A 15,223-nucleotide genomic window follows, 5' to 3' on the forward strand; every position below is an offset into this window, starting at 1 on the left:
GTTGTTCAGGTTTTCCGCAGTTGCGAGAGGGCGAATTCGAGCGCGGCCATGTAGCCGTAGGCGCCCAGCCCGCAAATCACGCCGGTGGCGCGATCGGAAAAATAGGAGTGATGCCGGAAGGGTTCCCGCGCGTGGATGTTCGACAAGTGCACTTCGACGTAGGGCACTTCGACCGCGGCGAGCGCGTCGCGCATCGCGACGCTGGTGTGCGTGTAGCCGGCCGGATTGATGATGATGAAATCGACGTTCTCGGTGGCCGAGGCCTGGATCCGGTCGATGAGCTGCCCTTCGTGATTGCTCTGGAACGATTCGAGGACGACGCCGTCAGCGCGGGCTCGCGCGTCCATCGCAGCATGGACGTCGGCGAGCGTCGTTCGCCCGTAGATTTCGGGTTCGCGAGTGCCGAGGAGATTGAGGTTCGGGCCGTGGAGGACCAGAATCCGGGTCGGCTCCGGCGGCGCCGAGTCTGAATCTTTGCTGCGTTTTGAGCGCGTCATATCGGCAAGTTTGCCGCAGTTCGCTACCTGTTGTCCACTATTGCGCGGAGTTTGGCGCGATGTCGCGCGCGAGCAGTGCGCGGATTTTGCCTTCTAGTTCCGACTTGTTCAAGACGCCGAGCTTGAGGTGCGCGATGTCGCCCCGTCCGTCGAGGATCACCGTAAAGGGAAGCGCCTGCGCGGTGTTGCCGAGGCGGGCGGTGGCTTCGAGTGCCTGTGGCGGCGCGATCAGCAACGGGTAGGGCACATCCATGCGCTCGTCGAATGCCCGGACATTCTCGACGCGATCGACACTGATGCCGACGAACTGGACCGGCTCGTCGGCGAAGTCGCGGCTTACGCTCGCGAAGTCGGGAATTTCCTTCATGCAGGGCGGGCACCAGGTCGCCCAGTAGTTCAGGACCAGCACCTTGCCGCGCCACTGGTCCAGCGGCTGGATGTTTCCATCAGCGTCGGGCAGGCTCGTCGCGAGCAGTTCCCGCCCGGCGCCGGCCGCGATTTCAATGCCGCCGGTGTCGCTCCTGCTGTGCTCGCGAGCGAGGTACCCCGCAACGCCGGCCACCGCGGCAACCGCGACGATCGCGAGAAGGCGCGCCGGTCGCCTCATTCGGCGGGCGGCTCGTCGGCGTGCAGCAGCGCTTCGACGGCCGCGAGGCGAGCGCGCACGTCGCTGCGCCGCGCGCTCCGTTCGGCGTTCGCGTCGTACAGCGACAGGCGCACCGGGACGTGATCCCAGTCGAAAGCGAGGATCGCTTCGGGCGCGTTCGGCGCACCGCGGCGCGGTTCGCGATGCTCGTAAGCGAGGTTCTGGTTCAGGAAGAAGATCTCCACCTCCTTCGTGCTCTCCGGATAGAGCTCGATCTCGACCTCGGTGTAACGGCCCGCGGTGCCGTCGAGTGCGCCGCCGGTGAGGTAGGGGCGGAATTCGTCGAGGAGGCGCATCACTTCGACGGCGGTGCGGCGCATTTCGGACACGCGCTCGGCTTGTTCCTCGTCCTGGTACAGCGCCTGCCAGGCCCGCAACTCGGCTTCGATTTCCGCGTTGTTCGGCAGGGACGCCTCCGATTCGTTCGCGCCGAGCTGGCGCGCGGCCTTTCGTTTCGCGAAGCCGAAGTCGCTGATGCCGTCCTCGGCCATCATGCGCGCAGCCAAAGCCGCGATTTCGCGCCGCAAGGTGCCGGGTCGGGAAGGGTTCGCGCGGGAAGGCATGGTCGCGAGTCCGGGAGGCGGTCGATGTAGAATGCCGCCCATTCTACACGCGGGCTTTTCAGTAACGTTGCAGGCCGCGGCTTACGGAGTCTTCATGCACATCCACATTCTCGGCATCTGCGGCACCTTCATGGGCGGCATCGCGCTGCTCGCACGCTCTGCCGGCCACACGGTGACCGGCTGCGACGCGAACGTCTATCCGCCGATGAGCACGCAGCTCGAGGAGCAGGGCATCCGCCTGACCGAAGGATTCCACGCGGCGCAGCTCGACCTCGAGCCCGATGTGTTCGTCGTCGGCAACGCGATTTCCCGCGGAAATCCGCTGCTCGAGGCGATTCTCGATCGCGGCCTGCCGTATGTGTCCGGTCCGCAATGGCTTGCGGACAACGTGCTGCAGGGACTATGGGTGCTCGCGGTCGCGGGCACGCACGGCAAGACGACGACGACGTCGATGCTCGCGTGGCTGCTCGAAGACGCGGGCCTGAATCCTGGCTTCCTGATCGGCGGCGTGCCGGGAAATTTCGGGGTTTCCGCACGGCTCACCGATTCGCCGTTTTTCGTCATCGAAGCCGACGAGTACGACACCGCGTTCTGCGACAAACGGTCGAAGTTCGTCCATTACCGCCCGCGCACGGCGATCCTCAACAACCTCGAGTTCGATCACGCGGACATCTTCGCCGACCTCGCCGCGATCGAGACGCAGTTCCATCACCTCGTCCGCACGATTCCGGCGTCGGGCCGGATCATCGCGAACGGCGCGGAGGCGAGCCTCGGGCGCGTGCTGGCGCGGGGGTGCTGGTCGGAACTCGAATGGTTCGGCGATGGCGCGCAGTGGTCGGTCGCGCGCGGCACCGACGAGGCGGAGGCGGCATTCAGCTTCGACGGCACGGTCGTGGGACGAGTCGCGATGCCGATGGCCGGCAGCCACAATCGCTGCAACGCGCTCGCCGCGGTCGCCGCGGCACGGCACGTCGGCGTCACGCCGGCGCAATCGATCGCGAGTCTCGCCCGCTTCGAAGGCATCAAGCGGCGGATGGAGAAGCGCGGCGCGGTCAATGGCGTCACCGTCTATGACGATTTCGCGCATCATCCGACCGCCGTCGCGCTGACGGTCGAGGGCTTGCGCCGCAGCGAGCCGGAGGGCCGGATCCTGGCGGTGCTGGAGCCGCGCTCGAACACGATGAAGCTCGGCGTGATGAAAGACCGGCTGCCGGAGAGCCTGGGGCTCGCCGATTTCACCTACTGCTATACGAAGGGCCTCGGCTGGGATGCGGCGGGCGCGCTCGCACCGTTGGGCGAGCGCGCGGTCACGTTCGAGGATTTCGACGGCCTTGTCGCCCGCGTCGCCGGTGACGCACGTCCCGGTGATCACATCCTCGTGATGAGTAACGGCGGCTTCGGCGGAATTCACGACAAGCTGCTCGCTGCGCTGGAACGCCGTCCGCTCGCCGCGTAGCGGCCGTCGAGGAAAGGCACGGCTTTCGTCGTCGCGCGTGCGGGAGGGCGGAAGGCCCGCCTTCTTCCCCGGGCGGGCGACGGCGCTGCGCTGTCGCCCGTTGAACGCTTACTGTGCGGAAGTCGAGCGGCCTTCAAGTCGTCTGGCTTCGTCGTCGGTGATGTATTCGAACACCCGGACGACCTTCCGCACGCCGCTCGTCCTGCGCGCGACCTCGGTTGCCGCGTCCGCTTCGCGCCGTGTCACGAGTCCGAGCAGGAAAACCGTCCCCGCTTCGGTGACGACCTTGACGAGGTGGGCGCCGAAAGTGGCCGCATCGACGAAGCGCGCCTTGACCTTCGACGTGACGACCGAGTCGTCGCTGCGCGAAGTCAGCGACGAGATACCGGCGATCTGTACTTCGTTCGTGATTCCCCGCACGTTCGGCACGCGGCTCATCACGCGTTCGATCTCCGCGCGATGCGCTTCCGACGGCGCCTCCCCGGTCAGCAGCACGTTGCGGTTGAACGCCGTCACGTTGACATGTACCGCGTCGCCCATGCGGTCGCGAATCGCGCTTGCCGCCCGCCACTCGATCCCTTCGTCTTCGACGTAGGCGCCCGACGTGCGCCGGTCGGCCGCCATTGCCGCGCCGACGCCGACGCCGCCGGCCACCAGCGGGAAGCAGCCCTGCAGGGCGGGCAGGGTCGCCGCGGCGGTCAGGCCGAGGAGAAGGGTCCGGCGGCTGCCGGATGCGCCTTGCTTGCTCATTCGTCTTCTACTCCGAGTAACAGACAATCGATGCCGTCGCACAGGCAGTGCAGGACGAGCAGGTGAACTTCCTGGATGCGGGCCGTGCGGTCCGCGGGCACGCACAGGTGGATGTCGTGATCGGTGAGCATTTGGCCGATGCGGCCGCCGCCCTTGCCGGTCAGCGCGATGACGCGCATGTCGCGTTCGTGCGCGACGCTGATCGCTTCGATGACATTCGGCGAATTGCCGCTGGTCGAAATCGCTAGCAACACGTCGCCCGCTTGTCCGAGCGCGCTGACCTGCTTCGAGAAAATCTGGTTGTAGTCGTAGTCGTTCGCGATCGAGGTCAGCGTCGAGGTGTCGGTCGTCAGCGCGACGGCCGCGAGCGGCGGGCGCTCCATCTCGAAACGGTTCACGAGTTCGGCGGCGAAATGCTGCGCGTCCGCCGCCGATCCCCCGTTGCCGCAGGACAGGATCTTGCCGTTGTTCAGCAGACTGCCCGTCATGATCTCGATCGCGCCGGCGATCGGGGCCGCAAGGGCTTCGATCGCGTCGAGTTTGACGCGGGCGCTGTCCTCGAATTGGCGGGAAATGCGATGGATGAGGTCCATGGCGGAGTCTCTCGGGTCACTTCGTCGGGCGCAAAGTCTAGCATGCGCGCGGATTGGCGGCTCGGAGCCCCGGCGCACCGCTATCCCGCGTCGAACGCACCCCGGATCCACTCGACGGTCGCCTCGTCGACGGAAGAAAGCAGCGCGGCGTCGAAGCGGCACGGGTAATCCGCGTAACGTCGACCCGCGCCGGCGAGCCACCAGCGCGCGGCGAGGACGACGCGGCGCTGTTTCGCGACAGTGATGCTCGCGCCCGCGCCGCCGAAGCGCGGGTTGCTGCGCAAACGGACTTCGACGAACGCGACGGTGTCGCGGTCGAGGCAGACGAGATCCACCTCGCCACCTCTGCAGCGCACGTTGCGCCCGAGGACGGCCACGCCGTGCCGGGCGAGAAAACGCTCGGCTGCGGCTTCGGCGGCACCCCCGCGCGCTTGCGTCGTTCCCGACCCGCGGCCGACAATCGCTTCCCCGACTTTACCCCCGGCGGCGCCATGTCCCATCATCCCTCGTCCCTGTCCAGTACGCCGTCATTGTATGTGGTGGCGACGCCGCTCGGGAATTTGCAGGACATCAGCATGCGGGCGCGGGCAGTCCTCGGCACCGTCGACGCGATTGCGGCCGAGGACACGCGACACAGTCAGCGCCTCCTCGATGCCCTCGGCGTCAGCACGCGTCTCTTCCCGCTGCACGAACACAACGAGCAGGCGGCCGTCGGGCAGGTGATCCGAATGCTCGAGGACGGCAAGCACGTCGCGCTGATCAGCGACGCCGGCACCCCCGCGATCTCGGATCCGGGCGCCCGGGCCGTCGCACGCGTGCGTGAGGCGGGATTCCCCGTCGTCCCGGTGCCCGGCGCGTGCGCGGCTATCGCGGCGTTGTCGGCGTCGGGCTTCGTCGACAGCGGCTTTCATTTCGTCGGTTTCCTGCCGGCGCGGCAAGCCGCCCGCCGGGCCGAGATCGAGGTTTTGCGCGACCTCGCCGTGCCGGTCGTGTTCTACGAGTCGCCGCACCGGATCGCCGAGTGCGTCGCAGACCTCGCCGCGGTGCTCGAGCCGGTCCGCGAAATCGTCATCGCCCGAGAACTGACCAAGCTCTATGAGCAGATCGTCCGGCTGCCGCTCGCCGGGGCGGGGGCGTGGCTGGCCGACGATCCGAACCGTAGCCGCGGCGAATTCGTGCTGATCGTGTCGGGGGCGCCCGAGGCGCAGGGGCTCGACGCACAGGCGGAAAAGGTGCTCGCGCTGCTGGTCGCGGAACTCCCGGTCAAGACCGCGGCACGTCTCGCGGCGGAGATCACCGGGGCGCCGAAGAACGCGTTGTACGCGCGCGCGCTCGAACTCAAGGCCGGCTGAAGCTGCATATAATCGAGGCATCGCGTAACGGCGATTTCATTTCGAACGCCGTGCTCGAAGGCCGCCTGCCCGATCGATCTTTTTTTTCACGCGAAACCATGCAAACGATTTCCCTGATCCGACCCGACGACTGGCACCTGCACGTGCGCGACGGCGACGCGCTGTTGACGGTCGTGCCGCACACGGCTCGCCGTTTCGGCCGCGCGTTGATTATGCCGAACCTGCGGCCGCCGGTGACGACGACGGAGCAGGCGCTCGCGTACCGCGCCCGCCTCCTCGCGGTGGTGCCCGCGGGCCTCGATTTCGACCCGCTGATGACTTTGTACCTCACCGACAATACCGCGCCCGACGAGATCGACCGCGCGAAGGCGAGCGGCCGGGTCATCGCGGTGAAGCTCTATCCGGCCGGCGCGACGACGAATTCGGATGCGGGGGTCACGGCGATCGACAAGGTGTATCCCGTGCTCGAGCGGATGGAGCGGCTCGGCATGGTGCTCTGCGTGCACGGCGAAGCGACCGATCCCGACGTCGATGTGTTCGACCGCGAGCAGGTCTTCATCGAGCGGGTGCTCGCGCCGCTCGTGGGGTGCTTTCCGGCGCTGCGCATCGTGTTCGAGCACATCACCACCGCGGACGCGGCGCGCTTCGTGCAGGAGGCCGGTCCGAACATCGGTGCGACGATCACGGCCCATCATCTGCTGCTCAACCGCAACGCGATATTCGCCGGCGGGATTCGCCCGCATCATTACTGTCTCCCGGTTCTCAAGCGCGAAACGCACCGCCGCGCGCTGGTCGAGGCGGCGACCTCGGGCAATCCGAAGTTCTTCCTCGGCACTGACTCGGCGCCCCATTCGCGCAGCGCGAAGGAGGCGGCCTGCGGCTGCGCCGGCTGCTACACGGCTCACGCGGGCATCGAGTTGTACGCTGAAGCGTTCGATCAGGCTGGCGCGCTCGACAAACTGGAAGGTTTTGCGAGCCTGAACGGCCCCGAGTTCTACGGCCTGCCGCCCAACCCCGGCCGCATCACGCTGGTCAAGGACAGTTGGGAAGTGCCCGCGGCGTATGACTATCCCACCGACGACGTGCTGGTGCCGCTGAGGGCGGGCGAGCGCGTCGCATGGCGGCTGGTGTGAAGGAAGCCCGATGACCGGACCCGCCCTTTTGCGCTCGATCGTCGCGGTCGCTGTCCTCCCGTTGCTCGCCGCGTGCGAGAACAGCGCGACCGCGTACATGATCGACGGCAGTCAGCACGCCTTGATCCTCGTCCGCGAGAAGCCGTATTTCTGGACCGATACGGTCAATCAGGCGGTGATCGCGTCGCGCTTGCCGCAATGCCAGCGCCGCGTCCCGATCCACCCCGATGCGACCGAACTGACGGACATCGAAGTCTTCGAAGCGGGAGATCGTCTCTGGGCGCTGCGGCAGGGCGACCGCTGGTATCTCGTCAGCACGACCGAGTGCCAGGTGCAGGACTGGGACAACTCCGCCCACACGCCTCCGGGTCCGCTGGTCGGCACGTTCCGCCTCGCGGACGGCGGCGCCGCGTTTGTTCCGGCGGGAGGCTGAAAGTCCGCGTATAATCGCCGGCGGAAGTTCGCCAGGCAGTCGCTGCGCATTTCGTGCGTGGAGGAAAGTCCGGGCCCCATAGAGCAGGATGCCGGCTAACGGCCGGGCGTCGCAAGGCGACGGAAAGTGCAACAGAAAGCATACCGCCGATGGCTCCGCCAGGAGATCAGGCAAGGGTGAAATGGTGCGGAGCGCAAGCTCCGGGCGGACGCGAGTCCGCCGGGTAAGAGCCCACCGCAGGACTGGCAACAGGACTGGCACGGCAAACCCCATCCGGGGCAAGGCCAAATAGGGGAGCGATGGCGCTGCTCGCGCTGCTCCCGGGTAGGCTGCTCGAGCGCCGTGGCAACACGGCGCCCAGAGGAATGACTGCCCGGCGGTCGCGGTCACTCCGCGACCGCTCGACAGAACCCGGCTTATCGGCGAACTTCCCTTAATTCCATTTGCGATTTTTTCGCTATCCCGGGTCCTCCGTAAGTCACGTATCGGACCTCTCCTCATTTCTCATAAGAATACGGTATATGCCTTGATTTTTCAGGGTTTATGCCATTGCCCGTGCTTTCCATAAGTCACTGTGTAACAAAGGAAAAGTCGTGCCAGGCGGCTTGACCGGGCACAACCTTTACCCTAGAGTGGGAACCAGTGGGAAAAAGTGGGTCGAAGTGTCATTCGAGGCTTCGTTTTCGCAATCCAGGGGGAAAAATGTTCCAGGGAGCCATCGCGCTCAGTCTCGATGCCAAGGGTCGCCTTGCGATCCCCGCCCGGCATCGTGATTCCCTCGTCCCCGACGGGGCTCCCCTGGTCATCACCGCGCACCCCCATCAGTGTCTTCTCGTCTATCCCCGCTCGACATGGGAAGGTATCCGGCAGCAAGTCTCCGCGTTGCCCGGTCTCGATCCGGCCACGGCATCGCTGAAGCGGTTGCTGATCGGTTTTGCACAGGAAGAAGAATTAGACGCGGCCGGTCGCGTCCTCGTTGCGCCGTCATCGCGTCAATGGGCCGGGCTCGACAAGCAGGTATGGCTGGTCGGGCAAGGCAGCCATTTCGAGTTGTGGTCGGATGCGGGCTGGCAGAAACAGCAGGAGGCGATGCTGGCGTTGTCCAGCGGCGCGCTTCCGACAGGATTCGAGAGTCTGGCGCTGTGACCGCAGAGCAACAGCATGTCAGTGTTCTGCTAACGGAAGCAGTGGACGCGCTGGCGATCAAGGCGAACGGCGTGTACGTCGATGGGACGTTCGGCCGCGGCGGCCACAGCAAGGCGATCCTCGCGAAGCTCGGCTCCGAGGGACGTCTGATCGCGTTCGATCGTGATCCGAGCGCGATCGAGGTCGGTCGCACGATCGCCGATCCGCGGCTCGAAGTGGTGCATGCCCCGTTCAGCGCGCTCGATGAAGAACTCGCGCGCCTCGGGATCGATGCCGTCGACGGGGTGCTGCTCGATCTCGGCGTGTCGTCCCCGCAGCTTGACGAGCCGGCGCGGGGGATGAGCTTCCGTTTCGATGCCCCGCTGGACATGCGGATGGATACGAGCCGCGGCCAGACCGTGGCGCAATGGCTGGCCGACGCGTCGGTCGCGCAAATCACGGAGGTGCTCAGGGATTATGGGGAAGAACGGTTTGCTCATGCGATTGCAAAGGCGATTGCTGCTGCTCGGGCAGGGGGGGCTGTTGCAACCACTCGACAGCTTGCCGCGATCGTGGAAAAAGCGGTCCGCACACGCGAGCCGGGGCAGCACCCGGCGACGCGGAGTTTTCAAGCTCTACGGATTTTCATCAATCAGGAGCTCGAAGAGCTGTCGTCCGTTCTGCCTGACGCGATCGCGCGTCTGAAGGCCGGGGGGCGCCTCGTCGTCATCAGTTTCCACTCGCTCGAAGACCGCATCGTCAAGCGCTTCATGCGCGACGAGTCACGGCCCGCGCAATTGCCGGCGCGGCTGCCGCTGCGTGCGGCCGAGTTGCCCGCTCCGCGGCTCCGGCTCGTCGGAAAGGCGCAGCGTCCGGGCGCCGACGAAATCGCGGCCAATCCGCGTGCCCGCAGCGCGGTGATGCGCGTGGCCGCACGGGCGGAGGCGCGGCTGTGATCCGCGTGGATGCTTTCCTGCTGGCGCTCGCGGTCTGCAGCGCGCTCGGCGTGGTCGCTGCGCAGCACCAGGCGCGCAAGCTGTTTTCCGAGCTCGAACGCGAGCAGGCACGCGCTCAGGGTCTCGACGTCGAGTGGGGGCAGTTGCAACTCGAACAGAGCACCTGGGCCGCCCATGCGCGCGTGGAAAAGATCGCGCGCGAGCGCATCGGCATGCGCCCGCCCGCCCGCGGGCAGATGATTTCCGTCGGAGGGCCCAGCGTGGCTGCCCCTCCGGTTGCGAGACGGTGAGGGCGCCGGCATGAAAAGGCGTTCGGTGACGTTCAATCACAATCCGTTGCTGAAGAACGGGCTGCCCGAATGGCGCCCGCGTCTGGTAATGCTCGGGTTGCTCGCGTGTTCGTTCGCGCTGGTCGGGCGCGCGCTCTATCTCCAGGGCGTCAATAACGAGTTCCTGCAAGCGAAAGGCGAGTCGCGCTACGCACGGGCGATCGAAGTGCCGGCGACTCGGGGACGCGTGACCGATCGCCATGGCGACATGCTCGCGGTCAGCACCCCGGTGCGCTCGATCTGGGCGATTCCGTCGGACGCGCGCCTGTCGCCGGCGGAAGCGCGCAAGCTCGCGCAGTTGCTCGAAATCGACGTCGAGGAGCTGAACCGCAGGCTCGGTGGCGGTCGCGACTTCGCGTATCTGAAGCGCCAGGTGTCCCCGGAGCTCGCCGGTGAAATCGCGGCGCTGAAACTTCCCGGAGTCCATCAGCAGCAGGAATACCGCCGCTACTACCCGGGCGGCGAGGTGATGGCGCACATGCTCGGTTTCACCGGCGTCGACGACCGCGGCCAGGAGGGTGTCGAACTCGCGTTCGACAAGCGGCTGACCGGCAAGCCCGGCGCCCGCCGCGTCATCCGCGACCGCCGCGGCCAGGTGGTCGAGGACGTCGAGGCGATCCGTCCACCGCGCGACGGAGAGGATCTCGTCCTCGCGATGGATTCGAAGATCCAGTACCTCGCGTATTCCGCGTTGGGCCAGGCGATGCAGACGCACAAGGCCAAGGCCGGCGCGGTCGTCGTCCTCGATGCCCGCAGCGGTGAAATCCTCGCGCTCGCGAATGCGCCGACTTACAACCCGAACAACCGGACGAATCTGAGCGGCGCGCAATTGCGCAATCGCGTCTTCACCGACACCTACGAACCCGGCTCGACGATGAAGCCTTTCGCCGTCGCGCTCGCGCTCGAGCAGGGCAACGTGAAGCCGAGCACCGTCATCGACACGGCCCCGGGGCGCATCACGATCGGGCGGGCGACGATCTCGGATTCGCACCGCCACGGCCTGCTCACCGTTTCGGAAGTGATCCAGAAGTCGTCGAACGTCGGCACCGTGAAACTAGCGCTGAACCTGGCGCCCGAGCAGATGTGGCGGATGTTCAACGATGTCGGATTCGGCTCGCCGCTGAATCTCGGCTTTCCGGGCGAGGCCGGCGGACGCCTTCGGCCGGCGCGGACCTGGAAGCCGATCGAGCAGGCGACGATGTCGTTCGGTCACGGCATTTCCGTGAGCCTGATCCAGATGGCGTACGCGTACCTCGCCTTCGCGCGCGACGGCGAGCTGCTGCCGCTGTCGCTGACGCGACTCGAACTGCCGCCGTCCGCCGGAAAGCGCATCTTCTCGATCGAGACCGCGCGCGAGATGCGCCAGATGCTCGAACTCGCGACGCTGCCGGGCGGCACTGCGCCGCGTGCGCAGATCCAGGGATACCGGGTCGCGGGCAAGACGGGAACCGCGCGCAAGCTCGAAGGGGGCCGGTACACGACGAAATATGTTTCGTCTTTTGTCGGGTTCGCCCCCGTTTCGAATCCGCGGCTTATCGTTGCGGTGATGATCGACGAACCCTCTGCCGGCCAGTATTACGGAGGAACGGTCGCGGCACCGGTGTTTGCGCAGATCACCGAGGGAGCCTTGCGCTCGCTGGGCGTCGCACCGGACGCGCCGCTCGTGCCGCTGCAGATGGCGCGCAAATCCGACGCTGCGGGCGTCCGGGAGAAGATGTGAGCGCCGCCCGGGCACGCGAAATTCTCGAGCGCCTGCGCATCGCGGGCGTGCGTCCGCACGACGTCACGGCCGACTCGCGCCGCATCGCGCCGGGTGATCTGTTCGTCGCCTGGCCCGGATTCGCCACGGACGGCCGCCGCTTCATCGCGTCGGCGATCGAGCGGGGCGCGGCCGCCGTCCTATGGGACGATGCCGGCGGATTCCGCGCGGAATCGCTGCCGGTTCCGAACTTCCCGGTGTCGGGCTTGCGCGGCGTCAGCGGCCATCTCGCGCACGAGGTGCACGCGTACCCGTCCTCGCATCTGTGGGTCGTCGGCGTCACCGGGACGAACGGCAAGACGACGGTCACGCAGTGGCTCGCCCGCGCGCTCGCCGACCTCGAACAGCGTTGCGGCGTCATCGGCACGCTCGGTTGCGGGTTCCCGGGCGAGCTGGCCGACTCCGCCAACACCACCCCCGATGCCCTCGAACTGCATCGCATCCTCGCCGGCTTTCGCGCCCAAGGCGCCGCGGCGGCGGCGATGGAAGTGTCGTCGATCGGTCTCGACCAGGAGCGCGTGAACGGCGTCGAGTTCGACGTCGCGGTGTTCACGAACCTCACGCGGGATCACCTCGACTATCACGGCAGCATGGAACGCTACGCCGAGTCGAAGGCGAAGCTGTTCGACCTGCCCGGCGTCGGGACCGCGGTGATCAACTTCGACGACGCGTTCGGGCTCGCCCAGGCGCGCCGGCTCGTTGCGCAGGGGATGCCGGTCATCGGCTACACGCTGCACGAGCCGAATGCGAAAGCGGTTCCCGGCGCGCGCGTGCTCGTCGCCGGCGCACTGCAGGACGAGCCGTCGGGACTGCGCTTCGCGCTCGACTGGAATGGCGCGCGCAGCGATCTGCAGGTCCGGATGGTCGCGCCGTTCAACGTCTCGAACCTGATGGCCGTCATCGGCGCGTTGTTCGCCCGCAACCTGCCGGTGGACGACGTGTTGCGCGTCGCTTCGCGGCTTACGCCGCCACTGGGGCGGATGCAGCTCGTCGGCGGCGTCGCCGAACCGCTGGTCGTCATCGACTACGCGCACTCGCCGGACGCGCTCGCGAAGGTGCTCGAATCCGTCCGCGGCACCGTGTGCACGCGCGGCGGCCGGCTTGTCTGCGTGTTCGGGTGCGGCGGCGACCGCGATGCTGGCAAGCGTCCGCTGATGGGCGAGGTCGCGCGGGAGTTTGCCGACCGCGTCATCGTGACGAGCGACAACCCGCGCAGCGAGGATCCGCTGACGATTATCGAGGCCATTCTGCAGGGCGCCGGTCCGCAGGCCGAACGGGTCGTCGACCGGGCGCAGGCGATCGGAATCGCAATCGGAGAGGCCGGGCCGGACGACGTCGTCGTCCTCGCCGGCAAGGGACACGAACCGTACCAGGAGACGCTCGGCGTGCGCGTGCCGTTTTCAGACATCGAGCAGGCGCGCCTGGCGCTGCTCGCGTGGAATCGAAAGCCGGGGGCTTCCCGATGATGTCGTTGCAGGAAGCGGCGCAAGCCCTCGGCGTCGAGGCGTCCGGCGCGGGGCGATTCGAGTCCGTCGGAACCGATAGCCGGAAGATCGAAGCCCACCAGCTGTTCGTCGCGCTGCGCGGCGAACGTTTCGACGGCCACGACTTCGTCGCGCAGGCCGCGGCGGACGGGGCCGGCGCGGCGCTCGTCGACAGGAAGTGGGCGGCGGGGCAGGCCGCTGCGCCGCTCCCGCTCCTCGTCGTCGACGACACCCGTCTCGCGCTCGGAACCCTCGCCGCGGCCTGGCGCGCGCGCTTCGACATTCCGGTCATCGGCGTCACCGGCAGCAACGGCAAGACGACGGTGAAGGAGATGTGCGCGGCGATCATGCGCGCGCAGGCCTGCCTCGATGGCTACCCGGACGAAGCGGTCCTCGCGACCGCGGGCAACCTGAACAACGACATCGGTCTGCCGCTGACCCTGCTCGCGCTGCGCGAAACCCACCGCAGCGCGATCGTCGAAATGGGCATGAACCGCCCCGGCGAGATCGCGTACCTGACCGGGCTGACCCGGCCGACCGTCGCGATCGTCAACAACGCGCAGCGCGCCCATCTGAAGGGGATGGGGACGGTGATCCAGATCGCGCAGGAGAAAGGCGCGATCTACGACGGCCTCGGCCCGGACGGCGTCGCGGTCATCAATGCGGACGACGCACACGCCGGGTACTGGTGCGAGCTCAACGCGGGCCGCCGCATCGTGACCTTCGGGCTGACGTCGAAGGCGGACGTTTCCGGGCGTTTCGCGTTGCGCGGGCTCGGCTCGCAGCTCGAGATCGACTCGGCCGGGGGGCGGGTGGCGGTGACGTTGCAAGTGCCGGGGGAGCACAACGCGCGCAATTCGGTCGGCGCCGCAGCGGCATGTCTCGCAGCGGGCGCGAGCCTCGTGGCGGTCGAGCAGGGGCTCGCGGGCTTCACCGGCACGCGCGGGCGGCTGCAGCGCCGCGAAGGAATCAACGGCTCGGTGATTCTTGACGACAGCTACAACGCGAATCCCGACTCGATGCGCGCCGCGATCGACGTGCTCGCGGCGACGCCCGGACGGAAGGTGCTCGTGCTCGGCGACATGGGTGAAATCGGCTGGACGAGCGCGCAGGTCCATGACGAGATCGGCGGTTACGCAAAAAGCAAGGGCGTCGATGCGCTGTTTGCGCTCGGCGAAATGAGTGCGGTCGCGGCGAAAAATTTCGGCGACGGCGGCCAGCATTTCGACACCGTCGAAGCGCTCGTCGCGGCCCTGTCGCGCAAGCTGGATCCGGATACGGTCGCGGTCGTGAAGGGCTCGCGTTTCATGAGGATGGAGCGGGTGGCAGACGCGCTTGCCGCAGTGCACAATGGCGCCCCTTCCCAAGACACGAAATAGCCCATGCTGCTCGAACTCGCCCTCTGGCTCGGTCAGGATATCCGCACCTTCAACGTGTTTGGCTACATCACGCTGCGCACGGTCCTCGCCGCGATGACCGCGCTAGCGATCTCCTTCGTCTTCGGCCCGCCGGTGATCCGCTGGCTGACCGCGAAGAAGATCGGGCAGGCGGTGCGCGACGACGGCCCGAAAACCCACCTTGCGAAAGCCGGGACGCCGACGATGGGCGGGGCGCTGATCCTGATCGCGATCGCCGTGACGATCCTGCTGTGGGGCGATCTGCGCAATCACTACGTCTGGGTGACGCTGCTGGTGACGCTCGGTTTCGGCGCGGTCGGCTGGGTCGATGACTGGCGCAAGGTCGTCCACCGCGACCCGAAAGGGCTCGCGAGCCGCTGGAAATATCTGTGGACGTCGCTGATCGCGCTTGCCGCGGCCGTCTTCATCGCGGTTAGCGCGAACGAACCGGCGCAGACCGAGCTGATCGTGCCGTTTTTCAAGGCCGTCTCGTACCCGCTGGGGATGGTCGGTTTCATCGCGCTGTCGTATTTCGTCATCAACGGCACGAGCCACGCGGTCAACCTGACCGACGGGCTCGACGGCCTCGCGATCATGCCGACGGTGATGGTCGCCGGCGCGCTCGCGATCTTCGCGTACGTCGCCGGCCACGCGGGTTTCTCGAAGTACCTCGGCGTCCCGTACATCGCCGGCGCCGGCGAACTCGCGGTGTTCTGCGGCGCGCTCGCCGGCGCGGGACTCGGCTTCCTG

At 67.2% G+C, this 15,223-nt stretch carries 17 protein-coding genes and 1 other RNA gene; 12 read left to right on the forward strand and 6 right to left on the reverse strand.

Features of this window, described 5'->3' with window-relative positions:
* Nucleotides 1–5: 5 nt before the first annotated feature.
* From aroQ to V6M37_RS04660, 3 genes are read right to left on the reverse strand one after another with little or no spacing between them, the layout of a single operon-like run.
* On the reverse strand, nt 6–497 hold the full coding sequence (aroQ, locus tag V6M37_RS04650; protein WP_332671354.1) for a type II 3-dehydroquinate dehydratase: 492 nt from the start codon (nt 495–497) through the stop codon (nt 6–8).
* Between the two features lie 37 nt (nt 498–534).
* On the reverse strand, nt 535–1,104 hold the full coding sequence (locus tag V6M37_RS04655; protein WP_332671355.1) for a TlpA family protein disulfide reductase: 570 nt from the start codon (nt 1,102–1,104) through the stop codon (nt 535–537).
* Nucleotides 1,101–1,706, reverse strand: coding sequence for a hypothetical protein (locus V6M37_RS04660; RefSeq protein WP_332671356.1), 606 nt, complete (start codon nt 1,704–1,706; stop codon nt 1,101–1,103). Before V6M37_RS04660 ends, V6M37_RS04655 begins: the two co-directional genes overlap by 4 nt.
* 94 nt (nt 1,707–1,800) lie before the next feature.
* On the opposite strand from V6M37_RS04660, the gene mpl reads away from it, so the two are divergent.
* Nucleotides 1,801–3,162, forward strand: coding sequence for a UDP-N-acetylmuramate:L-alanyl-gamma-D-glutamyl-meso-diaminopimelate ligase (gene mpl / locus V6M37_RS04665; RefSeq protein ID WP_332671357.1), 1,362 nt, complete (start codon nt 1,801–1,803; stop codon nt 3,160–3,162).
* Between the two features lie 108 nt (nt 3,163–3,270).
* On the opposite strand, the gene V6M37_RS04670 is transcribed toward mpl, so the two are convergent.
* The 3 genes from V6M37_RS04670 to V6M37_RS04680 form a co-directional block, all read right to left on the reverse strand.
* Entirely contained in the window at nt 3,271–3,912 is a 642-nt protein-coding gene (locus V6M37_RS04670) for a BON domain-containing protein (RefSeq protein ID WP_332671358.1), read from the reverse strand.
* A complete protein-coding gene (locus V6M37_RS04675) occupies nt 3,909–4,505 on the reverse strand; it encodes a phosphoheptose isomerase (protein ID WP_332671359.1) in 597 nt (198 codons plus the stop codon). Before V6M37_RS04675 ends, V6M37_RS04670 begins: the two co-directional genes overlap by 4 nt.
* An 80-nt stretch (nt 4,506–4,585) precedes the next feature.
* Nucleotides 4,586–5,008, reverse strand: coding sequence for a YraN family protein (locus V6M37_RS04680; protein ID WP_332671360.1), 423 nt, complete (start codon nt 5,006–5,008; stop codon nt 4,586–4,588).
* A 72-nt stretch (nt 5,009–5,080) separates the two neighbouring features.
* On the opposite strand from V6M37_RS04680, the gene rsmI reads away from it, so the two are divergent.
* From rsmI to mraY, 11 genes are all read left to right on the forward strand, one after another.
* Nucleotides 5,081–5,857 (forward strand): 16S rRNA (cytidine(1402)-2'-O)-methyltransferase, encoded by a 777-nt coding sequence (rsmI, locus tag V6M37_RS04685; protein WP_332671361.1) that lies wholly within the window; start codon nt 5,081–5,083, stop codon nt 5,855–5,857.
* A 98-nt stretch (nt 5,858–5,955) separates the two neighbouring features.
* A complete protein-coding gene (pyrC, locus tag V6M37_RS04690) occupies nt 5,956–6,990 on the forward strand; it encodes a dihydroorotase (RefSeq protein WP_332671362.1) in 1,035 nt (344 codons plus the stop codon).
* A 10-nt stretch (nt 6,991–7,000) separates the two neighbouring features.
* Nucleotides 7,001–7,423, forward strand: a complete 423-nt coding sequence (locus V6M37_RS04695) for a hypothetical protein (RefSeq protein ID WP_332671363.1) — start codon at nt 7,001–7,003, stop codon at nt 7,421–7,423.
* Between the two features lie 23 nt (nt 7,424–7,446).
* Nucleotides 7,447–7,858: RNase P RNA component class A (rnpB, locus tag V6M37_RS04700), an RNA gene on the forward strand.
* Between the two features lie 267 nt (nt 7,859–8,125).
* Nucleotides 8,126–8,569 carry a division/cell wall cluster transcriptional repressor MraZ gene (mraZ, locus tag V6M37_RS04705; protein WP_332671364.1) on the forward strand — a complete coding sequence of 148 codons (444 nt, stop codon included), beginning with the start codon at nt 8,126–8,128 and terminating at the stop codon, nt 8,567–8,569.
* Complete coding sequence (rsmH, locus tag V6M37_RS04710) at nt 8,566–9,504, forward strand: 16S rRNA (cytosine(1402)-N(4))-methyltransferase RsmH (RefSeq protein ID WP_332671365.1); 939 nt, start codon at nt 8,566–8,568, stop codon at nt 9,502–9,504. Before mraZ ends, rsmH begins: the two co-directional genes overlap by 4 nt.
* Nucleotides 9,501–9,794, forward strand: a complete 294-nt coding sequence (ftsL, locus tag V6M37_RS04715) for a cell division protein FtsL (protein ID WP_332671366.1) — start codon at nt 9,501–9,503, stop codon at nt 9,792–9,794. Before rsmH ends, ftsL begins: the two co-directional genes overlap by 4 nt.
* 10 nt (nt 9,795–9,804) lie before the next feature.
* Nucleotides 9,805–11,553 carry a peptidoglycan D,D-transpeptidase FtsI family protein gene (locus V6M37_RS04720; RefSeq protein ID WP_332671367.1) on the forward strand — a complete coding sequence of 583 codons (1,749 nt, stop codon included), beginning with the start codon at nt 9,805–9,807 and terminating at the stop codon, nt 11,551–11,553.
* The gene (locus V6M37_RS04725; protein WP_332671368.1) at nt 11,550–13,058 is read left to right on the forward strand and encodes a UDP-N-acetylmuramoyl-L-alanyl-D-glutamate--2,6-diaminopimelate ligase; all 1,509 of its coding nucleotides are present in this window, start codon (nt 11,550–11,552) and stop codon (nt 13,056–13,058) included. Before V6M37_RS04720 ends, V6M37_RS04725 begins: the two co-directional genes overlap by 4 nt.
* Entirely contained in the window at nt 13,055–14,455 is a 1,401-nt protein-coding gene (locus V6M37_RS04730) for a UDP-N-acetylmuramoyl-tripeptide--D-alanyl-D-alanine ligase (RefSeq protein WP_332671371.1), read from the forward strand. Before V6M37_RS04725 ends, V6M37_RS04730 begins: the two co-directional genes overlap by 4 nt.
* A 3-nt stretch (nt 14,456–14,458) precedes the next feature.
* Nucleotides 14,459–15,223 (forward strand): phospho-N-acetylmuramoyl-pentapeptide-transferase (mraY, locus tag V6M37_RS04735; protein WP_332671369.1); only part of this gene is annotated, 765 nt, incomplete at its 3' end.

Source organism: Aromatoleum sp. (assembly GCF_036675785.1).
GTDB lineage: Bacteria > Pseudomonadota > Gammaproteobacteria > Burkholderiales > Rhodocyclaceae > Aromatoleum.

What these genes read in the sequence shown, in the direction of transcription:
- aroQ (WP_332671354.1), bottom strand. Translation starts at nt 497, where the DNA reads ATGACGCGCTCAAAACGCAGCAAAGATTCAGACTCGGCGCCGCCGGAG.
- V6M37_RS04655 (WP_332671355.1), bottom strand. Translation starts at nt 1,104, where the DNA reads ATGAGGCGACCGGCGCGCCTTCTCGCGATCGTCGCGGTTGCCGCGGTG.
- V6M37_RS04660 (WP_332671356.1), bottom strand. Translation starts at nt 1,706, where the DNA reads ATGCCTTCCCGCGCGAACCCTTCCCGACCCGGCACCTTGCGGCGCGAA.
- mpl (WP_332671357.1), top strand. Translation starts at nt 1,801, where the DNA reads ATGCACATCCACATTCTCGGCATCTGCGGCACCTTCATGGGCGGCATC.
- V6M37_RS04670 (WP_332671358.1), bottom strand. Translation starts at nt 3,912, where the DNA reads ATGAGCAAGCAAGGCGCATCCGGCAGCCGCCGGACCCTTCTCCTCGGC.
- V6M37_RS04675 (WP_332671359.1), bottom strand. Translation starts at nt 4,505, where the DNA reads ATGGACCTCATCCATCGCATTTCCCGCCAATTCGAGGACAGCGCCCGC.
- V6M37_RS04680 (WP_332671360.1), bottom strand. Translation starts at nt 5,008, where the DNA reads ATGATGGGACATGGCGCCGCCGGGGGTAAAGTCGGGGAAGCGATTGTC.
- rsmI (WP_332671361.1), top strand. Translation starts at nt 5,081, where the DNA reads ATGCGGGCGCGGGCAGTCCTCGGCACCGTCGACGCGATTGCGGCCGAG.
- pyrC (WP_332671362.1), top strand. Translation starts at nt 5,956, where the DNA reads ATGCAAACGATTTCCCTGATCCGACCCGACGACTGGCACCTGCACGTG.
- V6M37_RS04695 (WP_332671363.1), top strand. Translation starts at nt 7,001, where the DNA reads ATGACCGGACCCGCCCTTTTGCGCTCGATCGTCGCGGTCGCTGTCCTC.
- mraZ (WP_332671364.1), top strand. Translation starts at nt 8,126, where the DNA reads ATGTTCCAGGGAGCCATCGCGCTCAGTCTCGATGCCAAGGGTCGCCTT.
- V6M37_RS04720 (WP_332671367.1), top strand. Translation starts at nt 9,805, where the DNA reads ATGAAAAGGCGTTCGGTGACGTTCAATCACAATCCGTTGCTGAAGAAC.
- V6M37_RS04730 (WP_332671371.1), top strand. Translation starts at nt 13,055, where the DNA reads ATGATGTCGTTGCAGGAAGCGGCGCAAGCCCTCGGCGTCGAGGCGTCC.